At 73.5% G+C, this 23,016-nt stretch carries 21 protein-coding genes; 14 read left to right on the top strand and 7 right to left on the bottom strand.

Annotation, left to right across the window (positions count from 1 at the left end; genetic code table 11):
• Window positions 1-30 precede the first annotated feature (30 nt).
• A complete protein-coding gene (gene tuf / locus ACZ6C1_RS30600; protein ID WP_469245303.1) occupies window positions 31-1,215 on the top strand; it encodes an elongation factor Tu in 1,185 nt (394 codons plus the stop codon).
• Window positions 1,216-1,365: 150 nt separating this feature from the next.
• Window positions 1,366-2,211, top strand: coding sequence for a spermidine synthase (locus ACZ6C1_RS30595; RefSeq protein WP_469245301.1), 846 nt, complete (start codon window positions 1,366-1,368; stop codon window positions 2,209-2,211).
• On the opposite strand, the gene ACZ6C1_RS30590 is transcribed toward ACZ6C1_RS30595, so the two are convergent.
• Together ACZ6C1_RS30590 and ACZ6C1_RS30585 are read right to left on the bottom strand one after the other, a co-directional pair.
• Window positions 2,173-3,489 (bottom strand): MFS transporter, encoded by a 1,317-nt coding sequence (locus tag ACZ6C1_RS30590; protein ID WP_469245299.1) that lies wholly within the window; start codon window positions 3,487-3,489, stop codon window positions 2,173-2,175. The genes ACZ6C1_RS30595 and ACZ6C1_RS30590 overlap by 39 nt on opposite strands.
• A 57-nt stretch (window positions 3,490-3,546) precedes the next feature.
• The gene (locus ACZ6C1_RS30585; RefSeq protein WP_469245297.1) at window positions 3,547-4,623 is read right to left on the bottom strand and encodes a DUF8017 domain-containing protein; all 1,077 of its coding nucleotides are present in this window, start codon (window positions 4,621-4,623) and stop codon (window positions 3,547-3,549) included.
• Window positions 4,624-4,729: 106 nt separating this feature from the next.
• On the opposite strand from ACZ6C1_RS30585, the gene ACZ6C1_RS30580 reads away from it, so the two are divergent.
• The 3 genes from ACZ6C1_RS30580 to ACZ6C1_RS30570 all read left to right on the top strand — a co-directional run bounded on the left by ACZ6C1_RS30580 (window position 4,730) and on the right by ACZ6C1_RS30570 (window position 8,528).
• Entirely contained in the window at window positions 4,730-5,182 is a 453-nt protein-coding gene (locus ACZ6C1_RS30580; protein WP_469245295.1) for a DUF4442 domain-containing protein, read from the top strand.
• Between the two features lie 142 nt (window positions 5,183-5,324).
• Complete coding sequence (locus ACZ6C1_RS30575; RefSeq protein ID WP_469245293.1) at window positions 5,325-7,787, top strand: beta-glucosidase; 2,463 nt, start codon at window positions 5,325-5,327, stop codon at window positions 7,785-7,787.
• 69 nt (window positions 7,788-7,856) lie between these two features.
• Entirely contained in the window at window positions 7,857-8,528 is a 672-nt protein-coding gene (locus ACZ6C1_RS30570) for a DedA family protein (protein ID WP_469245292.1), read from the top strand.
• 266 nt (window positions 8,529-8,794) lie between these two features.
• On the opposite strand, the gene ACZ6C1_RS30565 is transcribed toward ACZ6C1_RS30570, so the two are convergent.
• Complete coding sequence (locus ACZ6C1_RS30565; RefSeq protein WP_469245290.1) at window positions 8,795-9,325, bottom strand: gamma carbonic anhydrase family protein; 531 nt, start codon at window positions 9,323-9,325, stop codon at window positions 8,795-8,797.
• 130 nt (window positions 9,326-9,455) lie between these two features.
• On the opposite strand from ACZ6C1_RS30565, the gene ACZ6C1_RS30560 reads away from it, so the two are divergent.
• Window positions 9,456-10,199 (top strand): acyltransferase, encoded by a 744-nt coding sequence (locus ACZ6C1_RS30560; RefSeq protein WP_469245288.1) that lies wholly within the window; start codon window positions 9,456-9,458, stop codon window positions 10,197-10,199.
• Here ACZ6C1_RS30560 and ACZ6C1_RS30555 read toward each other — a convergent pair whose 3' ends face one another.
• On the bottom strand, window positions 10,200-11,066 hold the full coding sequence (locus tag ACZ6C1_RS30555) for an EamA family transporter (protein ID WP_469245417.1): 867 nt from the start codon (window positions 11,064-11,066) through the stop codon (window positions 10,200-10,202).
• A gap of 92 nt (window positions 11,067-11,158) precedes the next feature.
• Here ACZ6C1_RS30555 and ACZ6C1_RS30550 point away from each other — a divergent pair, with 92 nt between their 5' ends.
• Window positions 11,159-11,731, top strand: a complete 573-nt coding sequence (locus tag ACZ6C1_RS30550; RefSeq protein WP_469245286.1) for a helix-turn-helix domain-containing protein — start codon at window positions 11,159-11,161, stop codon at window positions 11,729-11,731.
• A gap of 3 nt (window positions 11,732-11,734) precedes the next feature.
• Here the strand turns inward: ACZ6C1_RS30550 and ACZ6C1_RS30545 are convergent, their stop codons facing one another.
• Complete coding sequence (locus ACZ6C1_RS30545) at window positions 11,735-12,157, bottom strand: CoA-binding protein (protein ID WP_469245285.1); 423 nt, start codon at window positions 12,155-12,157, stop codon at window positions 11,735-11,737.
• A gap of 64 nt (window positions 12,158-12,221) precedes the next feature.
• Between ACZ6C1_RS30545 and ACZ6C1_RS30540 the strand changes: the two genes are divergently transcribed.
• The 6 genes from ACZ6C1_RS30540 (at window position 12,222) to ACZ6C1_RS30515 (ending at window position 20,250) form a co-directional block, all read left to right on the top strand.
• Window positions 12,222-12,848 carry a YigZ family protein gene (locus tag ACZ6C1_RS30540; protein ID WP_469245284.1) on the top strand — a complete coding sequence of 209 codons (627 nt, stop codon included), beginning with the start codon at window positions 12,222-12,224 and terminating at the stop codon, window positions 12,846-12,848.
• A 93-nt stretch (window positions 12,849-12,941) separates the two neighbouring features.
• On the top strand, window positions 12,942-13,349 hold the full coding sequence (locus ACZ6C1_RS30535) for a J domain-containing protein (protein WP_469245282.1): 408 nt from the start codon (window positions 12,942-12,944) through the stop codon (window positions 13,347-13,349).
• A gap of 10 nt (window positions 13,350-13,359) precedes the next feature.
• Window positions 13,360-15,273 (top strand): molecular chaperone DnaK, encoded by a 1,914-nt coding sequence (dnaK, locus tag ACZ6C1_RS30530; protein ID WP_469245281.1) that lies wholly within the window; start codon window positions 13,360-13,362, stop codon window positions 15,271-15,273.
• On the top strand, window positions 15,270-15,881 hold the full coding sequence (gene grpE / locus ACZ6C1_RS30525) for a nucleotide exchange factor GrpE (protein WP_469245279.1): 612 nt from the start codon (window positions 15,270-15,272) through the stop codon (window positions 15,879-15,881). Before dnaK ends, grpE begins: the two co-directional genes overlap by 4 nt.
• 119 nt (window positions 15,882-16,000) lie before the next feature.
• Window positions 16,001-17,167 (top strand): exonuclease SbcCD subunit D, encoded by a 1,167-nt coding sequence (locus tag ACZ6C1_RS30520; protein ID WP_469245277.1) that lies wholly within the window; start codon window positions 16,001-16,003, stop codon window positions 17,165-17,167.
• Entirely contained in the window at window positions 17,164-20,250 is a 3,087-nt protein-coding gene (locus ACZ6C1_RS30515; RefSeq protein WP_469245275.1) for an AAA family ATPase, read from the top strand. Before ACZ6C1_RS30520 ends, ACZ6C1_RS30515 begins: the two co-directional genes overlap by 4 nt.
• Here the strand turns inward: ACZ6C1_RS30515 and ACZ6C1_RS30510 are convergent.
• Window positions 20,240-20,686 carry an Lrp/AsnC family transcriptional regulator gene (locus tag ACZ6C1_RS30510; RefSeq protein ID WP_469245273.1) on the bottom strand — a complete coding sequence of 149 codons (447 nt, stop codon included), beginning with the start codon at window positions 20,684-20,686 and terminating at the stop codon, window positions 20,240-20,242. The genes ACZ6C1_RS30515 and ACZ6C1_RS30510 overlap by 11 nt on opposite strands.
• A gap of 94 nt (window positions 20,687-20,780) precedes the next feature.
• Here ACZ6C1_RS30510 and ACZ6C1_RS30505 point away from each other — a divergent pair, with 94 nt between their 5' ends.
• Window positions 20,781-21,272: a rhodanese-like domain-containing protein gene (locus ACZ6C1_RS30505; protein ID WP_469245271.1), complete on the top strand. Its 492-nt coding sequence runs from the start codon at window positions 20,781-20,783 to the stop codon at window positions 21,270-21,272.
• Between the two features lie 31 nt (window positions 21,273-21,303).
• Here the strand turns inward: ACZ6C1_RS30505 and ACZ6C1_RS30500 are convergent, their stop codons facing one another.
• On the bottom strand, window positions 21,304-22,995 hold the full coding sequence (locus ACZ6C1_RS30500; RefSeq protein WP_469245270.1) for a DUF885 domain-containing protein: 1,692 nt from the start codon (window positions 22,993-22,995) through the stop codon (window positions 21,304-21,306).
• Window positions 22,996-23,016: the final 21 nt, after the last annotated feature.

The raw sequence follows: 23,016 nt of genomic DNA, 5'->3' as shown, positions 1-23,016 counted from the left end.
TCGAGTTCCGGGAAGGAACCGCAGACAGTCATGTCCAAGACGGCATACGTGCGCACCAAGCCGCACCTCAACATCGGCACCATGGGCCACGTCGACCACGGCAAGACCACCCTGACCGCCGCCATCACCAAGGTCCTCAGCGAGCGCGGAACCGGCACCTTCGTGCCCTTCGACCGCATCGACCGCGCGCCCGAGGAGGCCCGGCGGGGCATCACCATCAACATCGCGCACGTCGAGTACGAGACCGACACCCGCCACTACGCGCACGTCGACATGCCCGGCCACGCCGACTACGTCAAGAACATGGTCACCGGAGCCGCCCAGCTCGACGGGGCGATCCTCGTCGTCTCGGCGCTCGACGGGATCATGCCGCAGACGGCCGAGCACGTCCTGCTCGCCCGCCAGGTCGGCGTCGACCACATCGTCGTCGCCCTCAACAAGGCCGACGCGGGCGACGAGGAGCTCACCGACCTCGTGGAGCTGGAGGTGCGGGAGCTGCTCACCGCGCACGGGTACGGCGGCGACGCCGTCCCCGTCGTACGGGTCTCGGGGCTCAAGGCCCTGGAGGGCGACCCGCGCTGGACCGGCGCCATCGAGGCGCTGCTGGACGCCGTGGACACGTATGTCCCCATGCCCGAGCGGTACGTGGACGCCCCGTTCCTCCTGCCCGTCGAGAACGTGCTCACCATCACCGGACGCGGCACGGTCGTCACCGGGGCCGTCGAGCGCGGCACCGTGCGGGTCGGCGACCGGGTGGAGGTGCTCGGCGCGACGGCGGCATCGAAAGCGGGGGAGACGGTCGTCACCGGCCTGGAGACCTTCGGCAGGCCCATGGACTCCGCCCAGGCGGGGGACAACGTGGCCCTGCTGCTCCGCGGTGTGCCCCGCGACGCGGTCCGCCGCGGTCATGTCGTGGCGGCGCCGGGCAGCGTCGCGCCACGCCGGCGCTTCACCGCGCAGGTGTACGTCCTGTCCGGGCGCGAGGGCGGCCGGACCACGCCCCTGACGACCGGCTACCGGCCGCAGTTCTACATCCGCACCGCGGACGTCGTCGGCGACGTCGACCTCGGCGAGGCGGCCGTCGCACGCCCCGGCGACACGGTCACCATGACCGTCGAGCTGGGCCGTGACGTCCCGCTGGAGCCGGGCCTCGGCTTCGCGATCCGCGAGGGCGGCCGCACCGTCGGCGCCGGGACGGTGACCGAGGTGCTGTGAGCCGACGTGCCCGCCTCCCCTGGGAGCACCACCCGGGGAGGCGGGCACGTGGTGGTGCGGCGGACAGCCCGACGGCCGGCCCGCGCGCGGCCCGCGCCGGGGGGGCGGCCCACGCGGAGGCCGTCGCCGCCGCGCGGGCACAATGAAGCGGTGACCGAGCCGCTGCCCGTACTCCGCGATGTCGACCACGGCACCGCCAAGCTGATGCCCGACGTGGACCGCGACCGGGCCTGGCTGCTGACGATCGACGGCGCGCCCCAGTCGTACGTCGACCTGGACGACCCGACGCACCTGGAGTTCGAGTACGCCCGCCGGCTCGCCCACGCCGTGGACTGCGTGGCGCCCGAGGGCGAGCCCCTCGACGTCCTGCACCTGGGCGGCGGGGCCCTCACCCTGCCCCGCCGGCTGGCCGTCACCCGGCCCGGCTCACGGCAGGACGTCGTCGAGGCCGACCGGGCACTCATCGCGCTGGTGACCGAGCACCTGCCGCTGCCGCCCGGCAGCGGGATCACCGTGCACGGCGCGGACGCGCGGGCCTGGCTGGAGGCGGCGCCCGAGCGGTCGGCGGACGTGCTGATCGCGGACGTCTTCGGCGGGTCGCGGGTGCCCGCGCACCTGACGTCCCTCGCCTACGCGCGGGCCGCGGAGCGGGTGCTGCGGAAGGACGGGGTCTATGTGGCGAACCTGGCGGACGGGGCGCCCTTCGTGTTCCTCCGCTCCCAGCTGGCCACCTTCGGCGCCGTGTTCGAGCACCTCGCGCTGATCGCCGAGCCCGGCGTGCTGCGCGGCCGGCGGTTCGGCAACGCCGTGCTCGTCGCCTCGCACCGGGAGATCGACACCGCGCGCCTGGCCCGGCGGGCCGCCGCGGACGCCTTCCCCGCGCGCGTGGAGCACGGGGCGTCGCTGGCCCGGTTCATGGGCGACGCGCGGATCGTACGGGACGAGGACGCGGTCGCGTCACCCCAGCCGCCCGACGGGGCCTTCGGCATCGGCTGACGGCGCGGGGACGGCCGCCTGCGCGGTCACCTCCTTCGTACGCCGCGTCAGGTTCCGTACGTCGGGAACCAGCAGCACCAGTGCCGTCACCAGCACCACCAGCGCCGCACAGCCCCACAGCGACGCCGACCGTCCGAACAGGTCCGCCGCCGGTCCGGCCAGGGCAGTCGACAGCGGCAGCATCGCGGTCGAGCCGAACCAGTCGTACGCCGAGACCCGCGACAGCTTGTCCTCCGGGATCTCCTGGTGCAGCGCGGTCATCCACGCGACACCGAAGATCTCCAGCGCGACACCGCAGACGAACATGGCCGCGATCAGACCGCCCACCGGGAGCGGCACGGCCAGCGCGGCGGACGGCAGGGCCAGCGGGAAGACGCACAGCGTGCCCACCAGGAGCATCCGGCGGGGCTTCCACCGCATCGCCAGCAGCGCGCCGCCGACGGTGCCCGCGCCGAACGCCGCGAGGGCGAGGCCCCAGGGCCGGGCGCCGCCCAGCTCCTCCTGGGCGACCAGCGGCCCGTACACCGACTCGGCCGCGCCGACCACCGCCACGACGACCGAGAACTGCGCCACGATCGCCCAGAGCCAGGGCCTTCCCGTGAACTCCTGCCAGCCCTCCCGCAGATCGGCCAACAGCCCGCCCCCGGCCTCGCGCTCCGGGATGTGACTCACGTCGAGGAAGGCGCGCAGCGCGCCCGCCACGGCGAACGCCGCCGCGTCGACGGCGAGGACCCAGCCGGGGCCGAACGCGGCGATCATCGCGCCGCCGAGCGCCGCGCCGCCGATGCCCGCGCCGTTCATGGCCATCCGGAAGAGGGCGAAGGCCCGGCCGGCCTGCTCGCCGCTGACACTGGACATCAGCATGCCCTCGGCGGCCGGGCTGAAGAACGCCTGCCCGGTGCCGCACAGGGCGGTGAGCAGCATCATCTGCCACAGTTGCGGGTCGCCCGCCAGGACCAGGACGGCGAACACCGCCTGGGAGGCGCAGTTGAGCGCGTTGGCGGCGACCATCACCCGGTGGCGGGGGATCCGGTCGGCCACCGCGCCGCCTATGAGCAGGAAGAGCACGAGGGGCAGGGTGCGGGCCGCGGCGACGAGGCCCACGTCGCCGCCGTCCCCGCCGGACTCCAGCACCGCGAACGCCGCCGCGATCAGGGCCCCGTGGGTGCCCAGATTGGTGACGATCGCGGCGGCGGTCAGCAGGGTGTAGTTGCGCCCGGCCCACTCGGGGCGCCGGGGACGGGAGCGCTTGCGGGGAGCGGCGGCGGGAGTACTCACTCCGGGACTATCCCCGGCGACGCGCCCCGATGCCAAACCGATTACGGTCCGGAGCGATCAGGACCCTTCCGCCAGCCGGACCGTGGCGAGGATCTTCTGGATGGTCGCCTCCGGCACCTCGCCCGCGACGCCGGTGTTGGCGTACATGACCCAGCTGACGAAGTCACCCTTGGAGTTCTTGAAGGAGAAGGCGATGGACTTGCCGTCGGTGTCGCACTTTCCCTCCTTCTTGGTGTTCAGGGCGGTCGCCGTGGCCACGTGCCCGGTCAGCCCGGAGGTGGTCGTGTACGGCGCGGCCTTGGTCACCTTGACGGTGCCCTTGGGCTCGGTCTGGGCGTATCCCGCCCACACCCAGTTGCCCGCCTCGTTGTAGGCCGCCTCGGCGGTGTTCTTCGCGCCCTGGCCGCCCTTGGTGCCGACCATGGCGAGGCCGGTCTCCTCGTCGCGGCCGTCCTTGTCGGCGTCGTCCACGCACCACTTGCTCTTGTACTCGGCCGGGGCGGACATCATGACGACGGAGCTGCCGTCGCCCTTCTTCTCGTCCTCGAAGCCGACGCCGGTCCCCGCACCGACGACCTCCCAGTCCGGCGGCACGTCGAACTGCGCGCTGCGCTTGGGGTTGTGGACCACCTTCCACCCCGGGATGGTGGGCTTGGCCGCGCCGGAACCGTCGCGCGGGTTGTCGGTCGGCGCCGGCGGGGCGGGCACGGAGGACTTCGACGTGCTCTGCGAGGGCTTGGGGTCCCCGCCGGCGTTCGTGTTCTTGCCGTCGTCCTTCAGCACCAGGAACCCGGTGACACCGGCGGCGACGACCACGGCGGTCGCCGCGACGATCGCGACGACGGTCGTCTTCTTCTTGTCGTCGGCGTTCCGCGGCGGCGGCACGGGCGGGCCGGGAGGCTGCCCCGGGACCCCGTACTGCTGGACGGTGGGCTGCTGGTACGGGTTCGGCTGCGGGTACCCGGGCTGCCCCTGCTGCGGGTAGCCGTAGCCGGGCTGCGGCGGCGGAGTGTGCGGCGGCGGCGGAGTGCCGGGCTGCTGGTACGGGTTGGGCTGCTGGTACCCCGGCTGCTGGTACGGGTTCTGGTCCTGCGGGTTCTGCTCGCCCCCGGGCGGCTGCTGTCCTGGCCACATGGCGAGTAACCATAGAGGGGGGTGGTGACGGGTGCCACGCCCGCCCCCATGAGAAGGCGCCCCGGCATGGGTTCCCGCGCTTGCTACTGCCTGGTAACTTCGGGGCATGTCCGAGACCCTGCCGAACATCGGCGACATGCTGCTGGCCACCGTTCCCATGGCCAAGACCCTGAACCTGGAGGTCGTCGAGGCGACTGCCGAGCGCGCGGTGCTCCGCCTCCCGGACCAGGGCGCCTTCCACAACCACGTCGGCGGCCCGCACGCGGGCGCGATGTTCACGCTGGGCGAGTCCGCCAGCGGAGCCATCGTCATCGGCGCGTTCGGTGACCAGATGAACCGGGCCGTGCCGCTCGCGGTCAAGGCGGAGATCGGCTACAAGAAGCTCGCGATGGGCCCCGTCACCGCCACGGCCACCCTCGGCCGCACCAAGGCCGAGGTCGTCGCCGAACTGGACGCCGGACAGCGCCCCGAGTTCCCGGTGAACATCGAGATCACCCGCGAGGACGGCGCGGTGACGGGCGAGATGACCATCATCTGGACCCTGCGCCCGCACTCCTGACACGCGCGCGTGCCCACGCTTCACGCGCGCGTGGTCGGACGCGCGCGTGAAAGCCGCCCCCGCACCCCTCTTCGGGTGCGGGGGCGGCCCCGTCCGGCGGCACATCGCCTGAAACGCCCCATATGACGCGCATAGTGCGCGTATGTCAGAAAACGTCTCACGCAGGGCCACGCTCCGCCTGCTCACCGGAGCGGCCGCCGCAGCGGCGGCCACCGGGCCCCTCACCACTTCCGTCCGCGCCGCCGAACCACCCACCACCGGCAGCCGCGTCGACGACCTGCTCGCCCGGCTCACCCTCGACGAGAAGCTCACCTTCCTCCACGGTGCCAAGGACCCCCGCAGCCTCGGCCAGGCCGGCTGGATCCCCGGCGTACCGAGGCTCGGCATCCCGCCCCTGCGACTGGCCGACGGCCCGGCGGGCGTACGCGTCAGAGCACGCGCCACCGCCCTGCCCGCCCCCGTGATGCTGGCGAGCGCCTTCGACCCCGCCCTCGCGCACGAGTACGGCCGCGTCATCGGCCACGAGGGCCGGGCGCTCGGACAGGACGTCCTGCTGTCCCCCATGGTCAACCTGATCCGCACCCCCTACGCCGGACGCAACTTCGAGACGTTCAGCGAGGATCCGCTCCTCACCTCCGACCTCGTCACCGAGGAGATCCGGGGCATCCAGGAGGAGGGACTGATCGCCACCGTCAAGCACTTCGCCCTCAACAACCAGGAGAAGGACCGCACCACCGTCGACGTACGGATCGGCGAACAGGCCCTGCACGAGACGGAACTGCGCGGCTTCGAGGCCGCCGTCGCCGCCGGCACAGGAGCGGTGATGGGCGCCTACAACAAGGTCGACGGCCTCCACGCCTGCGAGAACCGCGCCCTGCTCACCGGCGTCCTGCGCGAGACGTGGGGCTTCGACGGCTGGGTGATGAGCGACTGGGACGCCACCCACAGCACCGTCCCGTCCCTCACCGCGGGCCTCGACATGGAGATGCCCGCCGGCCGCTGGTTCGGCGACGCCCTCCGGCGGGCCGTGCGGGACGGCACCGTCCCCGAGGACGTCGTCGACCGATCCGTACGCCGGATCCTCACCGTCATGAGCCGCTTCGGCCTCCTCGACGGCACCGTGCCCGCCCGCCCCGCCGCCCGCGACCGGGAGGCCGGGGCGCGCCTCGCGTACCGGGTCGCCGTCGCGGGAGCCACCCTGCTCCGCAACGAGCGGTCCACGCTGCCGCTCACCGGGCCCGCCGCCCGCTCCGTCGCCGTCATCGGCCCCACCGGCACGGTGCCGTTCGCCGCCGGCGGCGGAAGCGCCCACGTCGTCCCCGACCGTGCCGACAGCCCGCTCGACGCCATCACCGCCCGCGCGGGCGACGGCGCCACGGTCACCCACGCCCTCGGCGAGGACCTGTACGGCAAGCCCCTCCCGGTCCGCGGGGCGTCCTTCGAGGGCCAACGCGTCCGGCCCGGGAAGACCTACACCTACGAAGGAACGCTCACCGTCGACGACCCCGACGAGTGGACCTTCGTCGTCCACTACGGCGGCGAACGCCCCAAGGTCGTCCTGGACGGCACTGAACTCTTCGCCGCGCAGGACCGCGAGACCGAACTCTTCGCCGGCTTCGGCCTCGTCTCCACCGCCCCCGACGGCCTGAAGGTCCGCCGCCGCGGCCTCCGCCTCACCCCCGGACGCCACACCCTGCGCGTCACCGCCCACGGTGGAACCCAAGGACAGCTCTTCCGGCTGCGCCACATCACCACCGCCACCCGCGCGGCCGACCTCGCCGAAGCGGTACGCACGGCCCGCGCCGCCCACAGCGTGGTGCTCTTCGCCTACGAGGACGCCGCCGAGGGCCGCGACCGGACCACCCTCGCGCTGCCCGGCCGGCAGGAGGCACTCATCGACGCGGTGACCGCCGCCAACCCCCGTACGACCGTCGTCCTCAACACCTCGTCCGCCGTCACCATGCCGTGGCTGGACCGCACCGGCGCCGTGCTGCAGATGTACTACCCGGGCCAGGAAGGCGCCGCCGCGACCGCCGCCGTGCTCTTCGGGGACACCGACCCCGGCGGCCGCCTCACCCAGACCTTCCCGGTCTCCGACACCCGCCACCCCATGGCCGGCGACCCGCGCCGCTACCCCGGCAGCGGCGGCGTCCAGGAGTACTCCGAAGGCATCCGTACCGGCTACCGCTGGTACGACGCGGAGGGCGTCGAGCCGCTGTTCCCCTTCGGGCACGGCCTGTCCTACACCACCTTCGCGTACACGGGGCTCACCGTGACCCCCGCGCCCGGCGGCGGCCTCACGGCCCGCTTCACCGTCCGCAACACCGGGCGGCGCACCGGTGTCACCGTCGCCCAGCTGTACGCCGGCCCGTCACCGGACCTGACGCTGGACCAGCCGGTACGGATGCTGGCCGGCTACCGGCGCATCGAGCTGCGGCCCGGCCAGTTCCGCCACGTCACGGTGCCCGTCGCCGCCCGGACCCTGTCCTCCTGGGACCCGGAACGCCACACCTGGGTCCTCGGCACCGGCACGCGCACCATCCGGCTCGGCACCTCCTCGCGCGATCTGCTGCTCACCGCTCGGGCACAGGTCCTCCCGTCATGACCGGGTAGGCTGCCCCGGCGCGCGCGTCGCGCGCGGGGGCAGCACGACACGACGACGGAGGAACCGGCTTTGCACGTCCAGGAGTGGCTCGAGACCGTTCCCGCGGTCAGCATCTACGTCCTGGTGGGGGTGGTGATCGGGCTCGAGAGCCTCGGCATCCCGCTGCCGGGCGAGATCGTCCTCGTCAGCTCGGCGCTGCTCGCGTCCCAGCACGGCGACATCAATCCGTACATCCTGGGCGCCTGCGCCACGGCCGGGGCGATCATCGGCGACTCGATCGGCTACGCCATCGGCCGCAAGGGTGGCCGGCCGCTGCTGGCCCGGCTGGAGAGGAAGTTCCCCAAGCACTTCGGCGAGGCGAACATCGCGATGGCGGAGCGGTCGTTCGAGAAGTGGGGCATGTGGGCCGTCTTCTTCGGACGGTTCGTCGCGCTGCTGAGGATCTTCGCGGGGCCGCTCGCAGGCGTCCTGCGCATGCCCTACTGGAAGTTCGCCATCGCCAACGTCTTCGGCGGCATCCTCTGGGCGGGCGGCACCACGGCCGTCATCTACTCGGTCGGCGTGGTGGCCGAGGCGTGGCTGAAGCGTTTCTCCTGGCTGGGCCTCGTACTGGCCGTCCTGGTGGGCCTGACGTCGATGCTGGTCCTCAAGAACCGCGCCAAGAAGGCGGCGGCCCAGGCCGAAGCCCGGTCGGCCACCGAGGCTGCCTCCCCCGAACCGGTCGGCGCCACCGCGGACTGACGACCGTGCGGAGGGGCCCTCGCCGGCCCCTCCGGTCCGGCGTCTGCGCCGGGGACCGCCGGACGGGCCGCCGCCCGGTCCGCCACCGGCGCCGCCCGGTGGCACGGGCCGTCCAGTAGCACGGGCCGTCCAGTAGCACGCGCCGCCCGGTGGCACGGGCCGTCCGGTGGCACCCGGGCCCCACTCCGCCGCGACCGGCGCCGCGTCCCGCCGGCGGGACCAAGGCCCCCTGCGGGGGAGAACCGCCCCGCCGCCCCGACCGGCCGTCAGGACGAGTGCGCCTCCCCGTGCGCACGGGCGAGCTCCAGGTACATCGCGGCGTTCAGCTTGATGCCCTCGCGCTCCTCGTCCGTCAGCTCCCGCTTGACCTTCGCGGGCACCCCCGCGACCAGGGAGCCCGGCGGGACGCGCATGCCCTGCGGGACCAGCGCCTGGGCGGCGATCAGCGAGCCGGCCCCGATGTGGGCGCCGTTGAGGACCGTGGCCCCCATGCCGATCAGCACGTCGTCCTCGACGGTGCACCCGTGCAGGACGGCGTTGTGGCCGACCGAGACGCGTGCGCCGACCGTCACGGGGAAGCCCGGGTCCACATGGACGGTGCAGTTGTCCTGCACGTTGGAGTCGGCACCCAGGACGATCGGGCCGCAGTCGGCACGCAGGACGGCGTGGTACCAGACGCTCGACCCGGCCGCCATCGTCACCTCGCCGACCACCACGGACGTCGGCGCGGCGAACGCGTCCGGATGCACGTCCGGTTCCTTGCCGCCCACTCCGGTGATCAACGGCCGCTCTGTCATCGTCTGCTCCTCGTTCCGCACGTCGCGCCAGGGGGAACGTTAGGCGACGGCCGTCACGGCGGCGACGGTGGGGCGAACATCACAGCGCGGGGCCCGGGTGGGGCATGACCTGGACGATTACCGTGTCCGGGTGCCGAAGAACAGAAACACGTTCTCCTCCCTGGCAGCCTGGCGGCGCCGGGTCCTCAGCCGGGCCGTGCACGGCGGCTGGCGGTGGGTGCAGGAGACGGGCGCCGTCACCGCCGAGCGCCCCGGACGGCTGCGCTTCCGCAGGCTCGGCCCCGGTACTCGGCTGGCGTTCCCGCAGGGCACCGTCTTCGGCGAGGAGTGGATCGAGCTCGGCGACCACTGCATCATCGCGGAGCAGGTGACGCTCACCGCGGGGATGATGCCGGGGCTCGACCTCGGCCCGGACCCGATCCTCACGCTCGGCAACGGCGTCGTCCTCGGCCGCGGAAGCCACGTCATCGCCGACGCGCCGGTGACCATCGGCTCGGACACCTTCTGCGGTCCGTACGTCTACATCACCTCGACGAACCACAGTTACGACGACCCCCACGAGCCCGTCGGCAGGCAGTGGCCGCGGTCCGAACCGGTGGTGATAGGCCCCGGCTGCTGGCTGGGCACGGGGGCGGTGATCCTTCCCGGCGCCCGGCTCGGACGCAATGTCGTGGTCGCGGCGGGAGCGGTCGTACGCGGTGAGGTGCCCGACCACGCGGTGGTCGCCGGGGCCCCGGCCCGCGTCGTACGCCGCTGGGACGCCGAGAGCGGCTGGCAGCCTCCGCTGCGTACGCCCGCTCCGGTGCCCATTCCGCAGGGCGTCACGCCTCAGCAACTGGCCGCGCTGGCCGAACTCGACCCGGACAGCGCCTGATCAGCCGGCGGCCAGCAGCACCGTGCCGACCAGCGCCAGCCCCGCCCCCGCGGCCTGCACCGCCCGCAGCCGCTCCTTGAGCACCCCGCGCGCGGCGAGTGCCGTCACCACCGGGTAGAGGCTGGCGAGCACGGCGGCGACGGTGACCGGACCGTTCTGCGCGGCGATCGCGTACGTGCCGTTCGCCGCGACGTCCGCCAGGCCGACGAAAGCCAGCGCGGGCAGCGACGCCCACACCGCCCTCATCCCTCCGCCCTCAGGCAGGGCCCGCCCGCCCCGCTTCACCGAGACCCACAGCGCCGCCCCGCCCACGGCGACGTTGGTGACGCGCTGCACGAACAGCGCGAGGAACAGCCCGGTGAGCGTGGTGGACGCCTCCGCGATCAGCGCCATCACCGAACCGAAGCCGAACGCCGCGACCAGCGTCAGCAGGACCGCCTGCCGTTGCACCGGCGCCCCCCGCAACTCCGGTCCGCCCGCCAGGACGACACCCACGATCGCCACCCCGATGCCCGCGAACTGGAGGAGTCCCGGCCGGTCGCCGACCAGCAGGCCCACGGACACGGGGACGAGGACACCGAGCGAGCCGAGGGGCGAGACCACGCCCATCGGGCCGAGAGCGAGGGCCTTGTAGAAGGCGAGCATGGCCGCCGGGCCGACGGCTCCGGCCGCCACCGCGTACCAGAGTCCGGGTCCCGCCTCGCTCCAGCCGCCGGTCGCGACCACGAGGGCGCCCAGGACGAGGACCGCGATGATCTGCGAGGCGACGACCACCGTCAGTGCGGGCGTACGCCGTGAGAGCAGCCCGCCGCCGAAGTCGGCCAGCCCCCACAGGAAGCTGGTGGCCAGGGCGAACAGCGCTGTCATGAGATCCTCGCAGTACAGTGCGGTGAACATCGGGGTGCACCACACCGTAGTTCAACAGAATGAACTCTGTCATCCAGAATATTGGACGGAATGTGTCGGACCTGGACCAGCTCACGCAGTCGCTCGCCCGCAACCTCAAGCGCTGGCGCGGCGAACGCGGCTTCACGCTCGACGCGCTCGCCGCCCGCGCGGGCGTCAGCCGGGGCATGATCATCCAGATCGAACAGGCCCGTACGAACCCCAGCGTCGGCACCACCGTGAAGCTCGCCGACGCGCTGGGCGTCTCCATCACCACGCTCCTCGACTACGAGCAGGGCCCGCACGTCCGCCTCGTACCCCAGGAGCAGGCGGTGAGGATGTGGTCCACCGACAAGGGCAGCAGCACCACCCTCCTCGTCGGCGCCGAGGCCCGCGGCCCCCTCGAACTGTGGGCCTGGACGCTGATGCCCGGCGACGCCAGCGCCTCCGACCCCCACCCGGACGGCACCACCGAGCTGCTCCACGTCACGGCGGGGGAGCTCACCCTCGTCGTCGACGGAGTCGACCACCCGGTACCGGCTGGGACCTCCGCCGTCTTCGAGTCCAACGTCCCGCACGCGTACCGCAACGACGGCGAGGAGACGGTCGAGATGACCATGGCCGTGTCGATCCCGCCCGTACGCTGAGGATCAGCGCGGGCCGAGCCGGGGGATCTCGATCGCGGGGCAGCGGTCCATCACCATGTCGAGCCCGGCCGCCCGGGTCCGCTCGTACGCCGCCTCGTCGATCACCCCGAGCTGGAACCACACCGCCTTGGCGCCCTTGGCCACCGCCTCGTCCGCGACGCTTCCCGCCAGCCGGCTGTTGACGAACACGTCCACGACGTCCACGGGGAACGGGATCTCCGCGAGCGAGGCGTACCCCTGCTCCCCGTGGACCGTCTCCGCCTTCGGGTGCACCGGCACCACGCGCTTGCCGAAGCGCTGGAGCACGGCGGCCACACCGTACGCGGCGCGGGCCCGGTTGGCGGACAGGCCCACCACCGCCCAGGTGTCGCCCGACTCGGTCAGGATCCTGCGGATGGTCTCGCTCTCCCGCGTCTCGCTCGCCACGCTGTGCCTCCCCGGCATGAGGTCGTCGTCTTTTCCCCCGCCACCGTACGCATAGGGTGGCGGGATGCAGGAGCAGTACCGGACGGTCGCCCGCGAGGGCGTGCACGAGACCGAGATCAACCGATCGCGCTTCATCTGCGCCCTCGCGCCCGCCGCGACCGAGCAGGAGGCGCAGGACTTCGTCGCACGCGTCCGCAAGGAGCACCCGACCGCCACCCACAACTGCTTCGCGTACGTCATCGGCGCCGACGCCGCCGTACAGAAGGCGAGCGACGACGGCGAGCCGGGTGGCACCGCCGGCGTGCCCATGCTGCAGATGCTCATGCGCCGCGAGGTCCGGTACGTCGCCGCCGTCGTCACCCGCTACTACGGCGGCGTGAAGCTCGGTGCGGGCGGGCTCATCCGGGCCTACGGCGGTGCGGTGGGGGAGGCGCTCGACGCGGTCGGCACCCTCACCCGCCGGCGCTTCCGCCTGGCCACCGTCACCGTCGATCACCAGCGGGCCGGAAAGCTGGAGAACGACCTGCGGGCGACCGGCCGCGCCGTACGGGACGTGCGGTACGCCGAGGCCGTCACCATCGAGGTCGGACTGCCGGACGCCGACGTCGACACCTTCCGCGCCTGGCTCGCGGACGCGACGGCCGGGACCGCCGCACTGGAGCTGGGCGGCGAGGCGTACGGCAGTGCATAACCCCGCAAAAGCGGGCACCTTGACACGCGCCTGACGACGTTCTATGCACATCTTGAGGACGCCGGTGAGCAGGACGTCAGTGAGGTGAGAACCGTGGCGGGCCGGGACCACTACGCCGTACTCGGGGTGGAACCGACGGCTTCGGCCGGACAGATCGCCTCCGCCTACCGGAGCCGGGTGCGGGCCCTGCACCCCGACACGCACCCCGCCCGGAACACCGGGAAGACCTGGAACACCGGTAACGCCCGGAACGCCTGGAGCGACGCCGAGCGGTCGGCCGCCCGGGAGCAGCTCGACGACGTGGTGGCGGCCTACGCGACCCTCCGCGACCCGGCCCGGCGGGCGGCGTACGACGAAGCCCGGCGGGCGCGCCGGGTCCCCGTGCGGCACGTCCCCTCCGAGGTCCTGCTGCGGGTGGGGCCGACGCGGGTCGAACCGGCGGACGTGACGGCGGGGCGCCGCACGGTCCTGGACCTTCTGTGGCAGTGGACGGTGAGCTGAGGAGACGGCGATGGCACGCGCGGTGGGAATCGACCTCGGTACGACGAACTCGGTGGTCAGCGTCCTGGAGGGCGGCGAGCCCACGGTGATCACCAACACGGAGGGCGCCCGCACCACCCCCTCGGTGGTCGGCTTCGCGAAGAACGGGGACGTCCTGGTCGGTGAGGTCGCCAAGCGGCAGGCCGTGACCAACGTCGACCGCACGGTACGGTCCGTGAAGCGCCACATCGGCGAGGCGGACTGGCGCTTCCCCGACCACGGCGACATCGACGGCAAGCGGTACACGGCCCAGGAGATCTCCGCGCGGGTGCTGCAGAAGCTCAAGCGGGACGCGGAGGGCTACCTCGGCGAGGACGTGAACGACGCCGTCATCACCGTGCCCGCGTACTTCAACGACTCCCAGCGCACGGCCACCAAGGAGGCCGGTGAGATCGCCGGCCTCAACGTCCTGCGCATCATCAACGAGCCGACGGCCGCCGCCCTCGCGTACGGGCTCGACAAGGAGAGCGACCAGACCATCCTCGTCTTCGACCTGGGTGGCGGCACCTTCGACGTCTCGCTGCTGGAGATCGGCGACGGCGTCGTCGAGGTCAAGGCGACCAACGGCGACACCCACCTGGGAGGCGACGACTGGGACCAGCGGATCGTCGACCACCTGACGCAACGGTTCAAGAGCGCGTACGGCATCGACCTGACCAAGGACAAGATGGCCACGCAACGGCTCCGGGAGGCCGCCGAGAAGGCCAAGATCGAGCTGTCGGCGACGACCGAGACCACCATCGGCCTGCCGTACCTGAGCGCGTCGGCCGAGGGCCCGCTGCACCTGGACGAGAAGCTCACCCGCGCCCAGTTCCAGCAGATGACGGCCGACCTGCTGGAGCGGTGCAAGACCCCGTTCCACAACGCGGTCAAGGACGCCGGTATCAAGGTGGCCGACATCAACCACGTCATCCTGGTCGGCGGCTCGACCCGTATGCCGGCGGTGACGGACCTCGTCCGTGAACTCACCGGCAAGGACCCGCACAAGGGCGTCAACCCGGACGAGGTCGTCGCCATCGGCGCCTCGCTCCAGGCCGGTGTCCTCAAGGGTGAGGTCAAGGACGTCCTGCTCCTCGACGTGACCCCGCTGTCCCTCGGTATCGAGACCAAGGGCGGCATCATGACCAAGCTGATCGAGCGCAACACGACCATTCCCACGAAGCGTTCGGAGATCTTCACGACGGCCGAGGACAACCAGCCGTCGGTGCAGATCCAGGTCTTCCAGGGCGAGCGCGAGATCGCGGCGTACAACAAGAAGCTCGGCATGTTCGAGCTGACCGGCCTCCCGCCGGCCCCGCGCGGCGTCCCGCAGATCGAGGTCTCCTTCGACATCGACGCCAACGGCATCATGCACGTGACCGCGAAGGACCTGGGCACGGGGCGGGAGCAGAAGATGACCGTCACCGGCGGCTCCGCCCTGCCGAAGGGCGACATCGACCAGATGGTCCGTGACGCGGAACGCCACGCCGAGGAGGACCGGCGCCGCCGCGAGGCCGCCGAGACCCGCAACCAGGGCGAGCAGCTCGTCTACCAGACGGAGAGGTTCCTCAAGGACAACGAGGACAAGGTCCCGGGGGAGGTGAGGAGCGAGGTCGAGAGCGCCCTCGCCGACCTGAGGGAGAAGCTGAAGGGCGAGGACACCGCCCAGATCCGTACCGCCACGGAGAAGGTCGCGGCCGTCTCCCAGAAGCTCGGCCAGGCCATGTACGCGGACGCCCGGGCCGCCCAGGGCGCTGCCGGTGCCGGTGCCGGTGCCGGTGCCGGTCCCGGTTCCGGTTCTGGTTCGGGCTCCGGTTCGGGAGAGGCGCCGAAGGGCGCCGACGACGAGGTCGTGGACGCCGAGATCGTCGACGACGAAGGGCAGCAGCAGGGAGGCGGAGGATGAGGCAGGGTACGCGCAGGCTGACCACGGTGAGCGGCCCCGCCGACCCGCCACCGATGATCGCCCCGGCCACCCCCGGCCGACAGGCCCGCCAGGGTGGCGCCGAACGCCCCGACCCGCCGGGCCGTGGACGGCGCGAGCCGCGAGAGGCGGAGGTGCCGCAGTCGCCGCCCCCGGGCGCGGCCGCGCTCGCCGTGGCGCTGGCTGAGCGGACCGCCGACCTCCAGCGGCTGAAGGCCGAGTACGACAACTACCGCGGCCGTGTGCACCGCGACCGTCTCGCGGTGCGCGAGGCGGCCGTGGCCAACGTGCTGCGCAGGTTCCTGCCCGTGCTGGACGCCATCGGGGAGGCGGCCGGCCAGGGCGAGCTCACCGGCGGCTTCCAGCGCGTCGCCCTGGCCCTGGACACCGAACTCCGCGCCTTGGGCCTCGGGGCGTTCGGCGCGGTCGGTGACCCGTTCGACCCGCGCGTCCACCAGGCCGTCGCCTACCTCCGCTCCGGGCTGGTGGACCGGCCCGTGTGCACCGAGATCGTCCGCCCCGGATACCGGGTCGGCGACCTCCTCCTCCGCCCCGCCGAGGTCACGGTCACCGGTCCCGCGCACCGGTGAAAAAAGAGGTCCGTGACGTGGCCGGTGCCCGGCACCGTTAGCGTGTACGGGGTTCACAACGGTGCCCGTGCGGGTTCTGGGGGCGGAGGAGCGGTACACATGCAGGTCGGAGCGGCATCGTGAGAATGCTGCACACATCGGACTGGCACCTGGGGCGGTCGTTCCACCGGGTGGGCCTGCTGGAGGCGCAGTCCGCGTTCCTCGACCACCTCGTGGCGACGGTCCGTGAGCACGCCGTCGACGTGGTGCTGGTCGCCGGGGACATCTACGACCGCGCCGTGCCGCCGCTGCCCGCCGTGGAGCTGTTCGACACCGCGCTGCACCGGCTCGCCGAGGCGGGCGTACCCACGGTGATGATCTCCGGGAACCACGACTCCGGCCGCAGGCTCGGCGTCGGCGCCGGACTCATCGAGCGCGCCGGGATCCACCTGAGGACCGACCCGGCCGGGATCGGCACCCCGGTCCTGCTGGGCGACGCACACGGCGACGTGGCGTTCTACGGACTGCCCTACCTCGAACCGGCCCTCGTCCGCGACCGGCTGGGCGCCGAGAAGGCGGGACACGAGGCCGTCCTCACCGCCGCCATGGAGCGGGTCCGCGCCGACCTCGCCGGCCGCGCGCCCGGCACCCGCTCGGTCGTCCTCGCCCACGCCTTCGTCGCCGGCGGCTCCCCCAGCGACAGCGAACGCGACATCACCGTCGGCGGCGTGGCCGCCGTCCCGGCCGGGGTGTTCGACGGAGTCGACTACGTCGCCCTCGGGCACCTCCACGGCAGCCAGGCTCTCACCGCGCGGATCCGCTACTCCGGCTCGCCCCTCCCGTACTCCTTCTCCGAGACCGACCACCGCAAGACCATGTGGCTCGTCGACCTCGACGGGGACGGGTCGATCCGCGCCGAACGGATCGACTGCCCGGTGCCGCGCCCCCTCGCCCGCGTCAGGGGGCGGCTCGACGACCTCCTCGCCGACCCGGCACTGGCCCGGCACGAGGACTCCTGGGTCGAGGCCACCCTCACCGACCCGGTGCGTCCCGCCGAGCCCATGGCCCGCCTCACCGAGCGCTTCCCCCACACCCTCAGCCTGCTCTTCGCCCCCGAACGGCCCGACGACGATCCCCACGCCTCCTACGCGCAGCGCCTGCGCGACCGCGACGACCAGCAGATCGCCGAGGACTTCGTCACCCACGTACGCGGCGGGGCGGGCCCCGACGACCAGGAGCGCGCCGCGCTGCTGCGAGCCTTCGACGACGTACGGGTGGACATGGCGCTGCGCGAGGTGGCCGGGTGAGACTCCACCGGCTCGACATCACCGGCTTCGGCCCGTTCGGCACCACCCAGACCGTCGATTTCGACACCCTGTCGCAGGCCGGTCTCTTCCTGCTCCACGGGCCGACGGGCGCGGGCAAGACCTCCGTCCTCGACGCCGTCTGCTACGCCCTGTACGGAGCCGTCCCCGGCGCCCGGCAGAGCCCCGGGGCCTCGCTGCGCAGCGACCACGCGCCGGTGGGCACGCCCACCGAAGTCGTGCTCGACCTGACCGTGGCCGGCCGGCGGCTGGAGATCACCCGGCGGCCCGCCCAGCCGCGCCCCAAGAAACGGGGCGGCGGCTTCACCACGGAGAAGGCGCAGTCGTGGCTGCGGGAGTACGACGCGGGCAGCGGCTCCTGGAAGGGCCTCAGCCGCTCCCACCAGGAGATCGGTGAGGAGGTCACCCAACTGCTCGGCATGAACCGGGAGCAGTTCTGCCAGGTGGTGCTCCTGCCTCAGGGCGACTTCGCGCGGTTCCTGCGCGCCGACGCCGAGGCGCGCGGCAAGCTCCTCGGCCGGCTCTTCGACACCCGGCGCTTCGCCGCCGTCGAGGAGCGCCTCGCCGAACTGCGGCGCGCCGCCGAACAGCAGGTCAAGGACGGCGACGAACGGCTCCTCGCCCTCGCGCACCGGATCGCCCAGGCGGCGGGCGACGCCGCCGGAGGGTGGCCCGCGCCGGAGGCGAGGCCCGGCGACCCGGGTCTCGCCGGGGCCGTCCTTGACTGGGCCGCCGTGGCCCGGTCGGGCGCCCGCGAGGCACTGGGCATCGCCGAGTCGGCGCTCGCCGCCGCCGAGAGCCGCCGGGCCGCCGCGCGCCGCGCCCTCGACGACGAACGGGAGCTGGCCGCGCGGCAGCGGCGGTACGAGGACGCCCGGCGGCGCGGCGCCGAGCTGGACGCCCGGCGGGCCGAGCGCGACGGGTGGCAGGCCCGGATGGACCGGGGCCGCAAGGCCGAGCGGGTGGCCGGCCCGCTGAGCCTGCGCGACGACGCCGAGCGGGAGCACCGCGCGGCGGGCGAGACGCACGGGCGGGCCGTGGCCGGTCTGCCGCCGGACCTCGCCGACGCGGGCGCCGAACACCTGGCCGCGCTGGCGGGGAGAGTGAGGGAGGAGCTCGGCGGCCTCGACACCGCCCGCCGGGCCGAGCGGCGCGCGGCGGAGCTGGCCCGCGAGCGCGACGAGCTGGACCGCCAGGCCCGCGCCGACGAGGTGGCCCTCCAGGACGCGGACGTGTGGCTGGCCGGCTGGGAGACCTCCCGCCGGGCCCTCCAGGACCGGGTCGAGGCCGCCCAGGAGGCCGCCACCCGCGCCGAACACCTGGCGGGCCGCTTGGAGCCCGCCCGCCGGAGGCTGGCCGCCGCACGCCGCCGCGACGCGCTGATACGGGACGTGACGGCCGCCGCCGCCCGCCTGACGGCCGCCCGGGAGCACGCCAACGCGGCCCACGAGACGTGGCTGGACCTCCGCGAACGCCGCCTGCGGGGCATCGCCGCCGAACTCGCGGCCGGGCTCACGGACGGTGAGCCCTGCGCGGTCTGCGGCTCCGCCGACCATCCGGCCCCCGCCCGCGCCGACGCAGACCACGTCGACCGCGCGGCGGAGGACGCGGCCTACGACGCCCACACCCGCGCCGACCGGGCCCGCTCGGCGGCCGAACGCGAACTCGCCGTGGCGGAGGAGGCCTTGGCCACCGCCCGTGCGGACGTCGCCGCCGCCCGTGCGGACGTTGCTCCCGCCCGTGCGGACGTCGCCGCCGCCCCGCGGCACGGCGACGACCCCGTGGTCGGCGATCAGCCGTCGGTCGCCGAACTGGCCGACGAGGTCACGCGACTGGAGCGCGCGTACACCGAGGCGCGTGAGGTCGCGGGGGGCGCCCACGCGGCGCGGGAGGCGCTCGATCAGGCCGAGGCGGAGTACCGGCGGAGGCTGGACGTGCGGCAGCGGGCCGAGCGCCGGGCCGCCGCACGGACCTCGCAGCGCGAGGCGCTCGACCGGGAGCAGCGGACCGTGGACGCCGAGCTCGCCCGGGTGCCGGGCGGCGCCGTCGCCGAGCACGCGGCGTCCCTGGAGCACCGGATCGCCCGCCTCACCGGGGCCGCCGACGCCGTACGCACCGTCGAGGACACGGCCCGCCGCCTGAAGGAGGCCGACGACCGGCTCGCCGACGCCGCGTTCCGGGCCGGGTTCGACACACCGGCCGCCGCGGCCGCCGCGCTGCTCGACGACGCGGCCCACCGCGATCTCCAGCGGCGGCTGGACGCCTGGCAGGCCGAGGCGGCGGCCGTCGCCGACCGGCTCGCCGAGCCGGAGACGCGGGCGGCGGCCGAGCGCCCGCCCGCCGACCCGGACGGCGCCCACGCCGCCCACGCCGCCGCCGACCGGGCCGCCCGCGACGCGGACGCCGCCCTGGCCGCCCACCGCGACCGGTGCGCCGAGCTGGACCGGCTGTCCCGGCAGGCCGCCACCGAGGTCCGGCGTCTGGGGCCGCTGCGCCAGGAGTACGACCGGGTGGCACGGCTGGCCGGGCTGACCGCCGGCACGTCCGCGGACAACGAGCGCAAGATGCGGCTGGAGTCGTACGTCCTCGCGGCCCGGCTCGAACAGGTGGCCGCCGCCGCGACGGCTCGCCTGGCACGCATGTCGGCCGGCCGCTACACGCTCGTCCACTCCGACGCCAGGTCCGGCGGCAAACGGGCCGGTCTCGGCCTGCACGTCGTCGACGCCTGGACGGGCCGCGAGCGCGACACGGCGACGCTGTCGGGCGGGGAGACGTTCTTCGCGTCGCTGGCGCTGGCCCTGGGCCTCGCGGATGTCGTCACCGACGAGGCCGGGGGCGTACGCCTCGACACGCTCTTCATCGACGAGGGCTTCGGCAGCCTGGACGACCAGACCCTGGACGAGGTGCTGGACGTGCTGGACTCGCTGCGTGAACGCGACCGCAGCGTCGGCATCGTCAGCCATGTCGGTGACCTGCGCCGCCGCATCCCCACCCAGCTGGAGGTCGTCAAGGAGCGCGGTGGTTCCGCGGTGCGGCTGCGTGGCGGGGGAGGGCTCAGCGGCTGATCGGGCGGCGCGGCAGCGGCGACGAGTAGACGACGCTCGTCGTCACCGAGCCCAGCGCGCCGACCTTCCCGGAAATCTCCTCCAGGTGCCGCATCGACCGGGCGGCGACCTTCAGGACGAAGCAGTCGTCCCCCGTCACGTGGTGCGCCTCCAGGATCTCCGGCGTGGTGTCCAGCAGGTCGTGGAAGGGCTTGTAGTTGCCGTTGGGGTAGCGCAGCCGTACGAAGGCGAGGATCGGCAGTCCGAGACGCTCCTGGTCGACGACCGCGGTGTAGCCGGCGATCACCCCCGCCTCCTCCAGCCTCCGCACCCGTTCGGTGACGGCGCTCGCCGACATGGAGACGGTACGGGCCAGTTCGGCGAAGGTGGCCCGGCCCTGGTCCTGGAGGGCCGCGAGGATGCGCCAGTCGGTGGCGTCCGGGGAATATCCGGTCATGGACGAGGGATAGCAGGGGATTCCCCGGCCGGACAAGACAACCTCCGGGGATTGTCACTTCACTGAGATGATCAAGGATCATAGATTTTCGGACATGACGACGACACAGAGCAGCAGCGCCCCCGCCGACCCCGTCCTCCGGGTGCCCCCGGCCTCACCGGCCGCGGCCGCCGCCTACTTCTCGGCCGCACTCGCCTTCCACGCGGACGTCTCCGACGTGGCCGCCGCACTCGCCGCCGGCGGTGACCCCGGGTTCGTGGTCCTCGACTCCCGGTCGACGGAGTCCTGGGACCAGGGCCACATCCCTGGCGCGGTCCACCTGCCGACAGCGCTCATCCCCGAGCAGGCGGAGCGGCTTCTGGACAGGTCGGTGCCGGTCGTCACGTACTGCTGGGGCCCGGGCTGCAACGGCGCCACGCGCGCGGCGCTCGCCCTCGCGGAACTCGGCTACCAGGTCAAGGAGATGCTCGGCGGCTTCGAGTACTGGGCCCGCGAGGGCTTCGCGTACGAGACCTGGGAAGGCGTCCGTGAGCGCGACGCCGACCCGCTGACCGCTCCGGTCGACGCGGACGACTGCGGCTGCTGACCTCCGCCGCCCGCCCGGCGCCCCGGAGCCGTTACAGCCTGGCCAGTTCGTCCACCAGGTCGTCCAGGCCGAGCGGCCCCTGCGACAGCGCGGCCATGTGCCACTTCTTCGCGTCGAACGCGTCGCCGTGTGCCTGGCGGGCCTTCTCCCGGCCGAGCAGCCAGGCGCGCTCGCCCAGCTTGTAGCCGATCGCCTGACCGGGCATCGACAGGTAGCGGGTCAACTCGCTCTCGACGAACGCCGGCGGCCGGCTGGTGTGCCGCTGGAAGAACTCCTGCGCCAGTTCCGGAGTCCACCGCTCACCCGGGTGGAACGGCGAATCCGCCGGGATCTCCAGCCCGAGGTGCATGCCGATGTCCACGATCACCCGGCAGGCCCGCATCATCTGGCAGTCCAGGTACCCCAGGCGCCGCTCGGGGTCGGGCAGGAACCCGAGCTCGTCCATGAGCCGCTCCGCGTACAGCGCCCAGCCCTCCGCGTTGGCGCTGACCCCGCCGATGGTCGCCTGGTAGCGGGACAACTGGTCGGCGACGTGCACCCACTGCGCGATCTGGAGGTGGTGGCCCGGCACGCCCTCGTGGTACCAGGTCGACACCAGGTCGTACACCGGGAACCGCGTCTCGCCGTCGACCGGCAGCCAGGTGCGGCCCGGGCGCGAGAAGTCCTCGGACGGACCGGTGTAGTACGGGGCCGCCGCTCCGCCCGGTGGGGCGATCCGCGACTCCACCTTCCGTACCCGCTCGGCGAGTTCGAAGTGGGTGCCGTCCAGTGCCTCGATCGCCTCGTCCATGAGGCGCTGGAGCCAGACCCGTACCTCCTCGACCCCCTCGATGTGGGTGCCGTGCTCGTCCAGGTGGGCCAGCGCCTCCCACGGCCCGGCGCCCGGCAGGATCTTCTCCGCCTCGGTCCTCATCTCGGCGAGCAGCCGGTGGTATTCGCCCCAGCCGTACGCGTACGCCTCGTCGAGGTCGCAGTCGCTGCCGTTGAAGTAGCGCGACCAGCGGGCGTACCGCTCGCGGCCCACCGTGTCGGGGGCGTCCTTCACCGCCGGGGCGTACACGTCACGCATCCAGTCCCGCAGCGACGCCAGTGCCCGGGTCGCGCCCCCCGCCGCCGCGTCCAGCTCCGGGCGCAGGCCCGCCGGGGCGGTCGCCACGAACTCCTCGAACCAGCCGCGTCCGGCCCCGTCGTTGCCCGTCCACTCGGTGAGCTGGTCGGTGAACGTCGCCGTGGCGCGCGGCCCGCCCAGCAGCCCCCGCTGCAGGCCCACTTCGAGGGACTCCCGGTAACCGGCGATCGCGGCCGGTACGGCCCGCAGCCGCTCGGCGACGGCCGCCCAGTCGTCGTCGGTCTCGGTGGGCATCACGGTGAACACGATGCGCACGCTGTGCGCGGGGGAGCGCATGTTGCTGACCGTGCACAGCCCCTCGCCGGCTTCGTGGACGGCCAGTTCGGCGGTGAGGCGCTCCCGCAGGAGCCGTCCGCAGCGCCGCTCGGCGTCGCTGCCGGCGCCGGGCAGGCGCTCGGCCTCGTCGAGCCGGGCGAGCGTCTCACGGGCCAGCCGGGCGATCTCTTCCTGACCGGCGGGCGAGAAGTCCGGAAGGAGTCCGGCGCTCTTCTGGACACCCAGGTAGGTACCGGTGATCGGGTCGAGTTCGATGAGCGCGTCGACATAGGCGTCGGCGACCATGCGGGGGAGCGCGCTGCTGGAGGTCTCTGGCATGAGGCCATCCTGGTATGCCAC

The organism is Streptomyces sp. NPDC041796, from assembly GCF_055590785.1.
Note: the sequence above shows the minus strand (reverse complement) of the source record. Positions and strands in the feature narration are given on the sequence as shown.

Bases quoted from the DNA above. Each gene is read 5' to 3' on its own strand.
- ACZ6C1_RS30540 (WP_469245284.1), top strand. From the start codon at position 12,222: ATGCAGGAGCAGTACCGGACGGTCGCCCGCGAGGGCGTGCACGAGACC.
- ACZ6C1_RS30505 (WP_469245271.1), top strand. From the start codon at position 20,781: ATGACGACGACACAGAGCAGCAGCGCCCCCGCCGACCCCGTCCTCCGG.
- ACZ6C1_RS30510 (WP_469245273.1), bottom strand. From the start codon at position 20,686: ATGACCGGATATTCCCCGGACGCCACCGACTGGCGCATCCTCGCGGCC.
- ACZ6C1_RS30580 (WP_469245295.1), top strand. From the start codon at position 4,730: ATGTCCGAGACCCTGCCGAACATCGGCGACATGCTGCTGGCCACCGTT.
- ACZ6C1_RS30555 (WP_469245417.1), bottom strand. From the start codon at position 11,066: ATGACAGCGCTGTTCGCCCTGGCCACCAGCTTCCTGTGGGGGCTGGCC.
- tuf (WP_469245303.1), top strand. From the start codon at position 31: ATGTCCAAGACGGCATACGTGCGCACCAAGCCGCACCTCAACATCGGC.
- ACZ6C1_RS30500 (WP_469245270.1), bottom strand. From the start codon at position 22,995: ATGCCAGAGACCTCCAGCAGCGCGCTCCCCCGCATGGTCGCCGACGCC.
- ACZ6C1_RS30575 (WP_469245293.1), top strand. From the start codon at position 5,325: ATGTCAGAAAACGTCTCACGCAGGGCCACGCTCCGCCTGCTCACCGGA.
- dnaK (WP_469245281.1), top strand. From the start codon at position 13,360: ATGGCACGCGCGGTGGGAATCGACCTCGGTACGACGAACTCGGTGGTC.
- grpE (WP_469245279.1), top strand. From the start codon at position 15,270: ATGAGGCAGGGTACGCGCAGGCTGACCACGGTGAGCGGCCCCGCCGAC.
- ACZ6C1_RS30585 (WP_469245297.1), bottom strand. From the start codon at position 4,623: ATGTGGCCAGGACAGCAGCCGCCCGGGGGCGAGCAGAACCCGCAGGAC.
- ACZ6C1_RS30565 (WP_469245290.1), bottom strand. From the start codon at position 9,325: ATGACAGAGCGGCCGTTGATCACCGGAGTGGGCGGCAAGGAACCGGAC.